This is a genomic window from Fibrobacter sp. UWCM, assembly GCF_900129735.1.
Lineage (GTDB): Bacteria > Fibrobacterota > Fibrobacteria > Fibrobacterales > Fibrobacteraceae > Fibrobacter.
In genome coordinates this window covers 1-2,236 of record NZ_FQWR01000057.1, presented here as the reverse complement: position 1 = coordinate 2,236, position 2,236 = coordinate 1, and the positions used below count along the sequence as shown (strand labels likewise).

Annotated in this window: 3 protein-coding genes; all 3 read left to right on the top strand. The window is 40.2% G+C overall.

Translation table 11 applies throughout. The annotated features are described in order from the left end of the window. Nucleotides 1-10 precede the first annotated feature (10 nt). The 3 genes from BUB22_RS16520 (at nt 11) to BUB22_RS17255 (ending at nt 2,151) form a co-directional block, all read left to right on the top strand. Nucleotides 11-472 carry a hypothetical protein gene (locus BUB22_RS16520; RefSeq protein ID WP_139259063.1) on the top strand — a complete coding sequence of 154 codons (462 nt, stop codon included), beginning with the start codon at nt 11-13 and terminating at the stop codon, nt 470-472. Between the two features lie 200 nt (nt 473-672). Continuing rightward, nucleotides 673-1,299: a type IV pilin protein gene (locus BUB22_RS17260; protein WP_371587063.1), complete on the top strand. Its 627-nt coding sequence runs from the start codon at nt 673-675 to the stop codon at nt 1,297-1,299. Between the two features lie 186 nt (nt 1,300-1,485). Then, nucleotides 1,486-2,151, top strand: a complete 666-nt coding sequence (locus BUB22_RS17255; RefSeq protein WP_175547320.1) for a type II secretion system protein — start codon at nt 1,486-1,488, stop codon at nt 2,149-2,151. Nucleotides 2,152-2,236 lie beyond the last annotated feature (85 nt).

Genomic DNA, 2,236 nt, shown 5'->3' with positions numbered 1-2,236 from the left:
AAAATAGGATGTGGAAACTCCACTTTTTGTTTATAGGGCCCAAAAGCGCAAAATTTCAGGCTCTTTTGATTTTACAGAAAGAAATTTACATCTTCCCGCAGGAATAAACAAAGATGTTGAAAAAAATGGAAAGTCACACGATGCCTTCACATTGAAAGAGGATAATGGAGACTGGCGTACTTACCCCAAAAATTCCATATTCATTTGCAAAGAACTAAACAACGGAAAATCAGCCGGTTTAGACGGAATATCGTCTCAAGGTAATAATAAAACAAATTACCGTTTAACAATGAGTGTCCAATGGAGCAACAGGGATCCAAATAGCCGCTCTGTAGAAGTTGCATTGCTTCCCAATGGCGGAAAAATGCAAACCGGGAGTAAGAAAAACGTGTCAGGCAGCGCCTTCAAGACAGACCACGGAGTCTGCTTCTCGACCTACGGTGACATAGGTTGCAAGAACTACAGATATTAATGTCATTTAACTAGTTAAACGTACAGATAGTCGTTTAGCACGGGCTGAACAAGGATTTTAATTTGTTAAACAGCCACTAGCCATTTCGCTCGTAATATTATATCTTTTTTTTTTGAAAAACCGTTTTTTCTCGAAATAGATATTATATGTATACACATACGCAAAACAAGCGCAAACGCGGATTCACACTCATTGAACTCATGGTCGTCATCGCGATTATGGGAATCCTTGCTGCGGTAGCTGTGCCAAATCTACTTGGGGTAATCGAGAAATCTCGAGAAAAACTCGATGTCGCCTGGCTATTCTATATCCGTGATGCTTTTGACCGTGCTCTTGTGCAAGAGGGTGCCTTAAGTAATTTCTTGTCGAAAAACGACAATGGACAATCAGACAAGGGGCTGAAAACGGCTACGCATCTTATGAATGACAAGGCTGGCATGATAGCTTTCCAATACAAGATGCAACTTGGTAAAAGAAAAATCATTCGCTATTGTCAGGGTGATTTAACTGACCAATCGGCATATCAACCGGGCAGTCTTCTCTATGATGCACTTGCAGAATTAGGTTTAGGAAATATCATTTCAACTATGCCTGGCGCCAATAATATTAACGGAAAGGAATGGACTTTCCAAATGTTTAAAAGTAAAGCCATGAACGACGACAAAAACAAGCATATAAGGATAAGGTTTAAAAACGGGATACATGGAAAAACTGACATGGTCCCTACAGATCCTACAATAATGGTATGGATTGGAGGAGATTACACAAACCCTTATAAGGGAACCTATGGCACCTGTTTTTCAACGGAACCCCAATACTGTAAATAGCCTCAGTTTGCAGCCATATTCGTAACAAACAAAGTCCTGCACACCACCTGCAAGGCTTTTGTATTTTTCGACTGCAAAAAAAACGACAAGGCCTGCAAGTGATTATTTCGCAGCTTTTTTGTAAACGGCTTGATACAAGCGCGTTTTTTTTACTTATTTTTAAGGATAGTTATAGTAGAGGTGCGCTTGATTACGAAGAAAAAAGGTTTTACACTCATCGAACTGATGGTCGTCGTATCCATCATGGGAATCCTTGCTGCGGTGGCCGTACCGGGCGTTTTCGGTATTGTCGAAAAATCGAAGGAAAAGGTAGACCTCCTCAAACTATACTACCTGAGAGAGGCGTTGAACAGGGCCCTGCTGGAAAATGAAAATGCCTTGTACAACAATCCGTCTTCTATATCTTCCAAAAGCCTAAATGATGCACTAAAGAGTAATCTTGGCGTCGACTTGTTCATCATAGAGATGCGTCCGGATTTGCCCATGAATGTACAGCATAATCACGAATCTATTAATAAGAATTCACAGATGAGCAAACTGGTCGGAAACACTGGAACATGGTACGATGCCTTGAATGAAGCAGGATTTGAAGGAGTTGCAGATATTATCGCACTTAGAAACGGCACCGTCAAAGGCAGTTTGAGTAAAGATGGTGAAACATACCGAGCATACTCCTATACGGATATAAATGGAAAGTCACAAAATCGGACCACACCCAAAAATCAAATATTCATCAGCTATTTGTTGAATCACGGAAAAGACTTGAGTAAAATGAATTCAAAGCTTCAGGGTGGAAACGTAACAAACTATCGATTGAAAGTAAGTATCCAATGGAGCGGGAGGAAGATGTAAATTTCTTTCTGTAAAATCAAAAGAGCCTGAAATTTTGCGCTTTTGGGCCCTATAAACAAAAAGTGGAGTTTCCACATCCTATTTT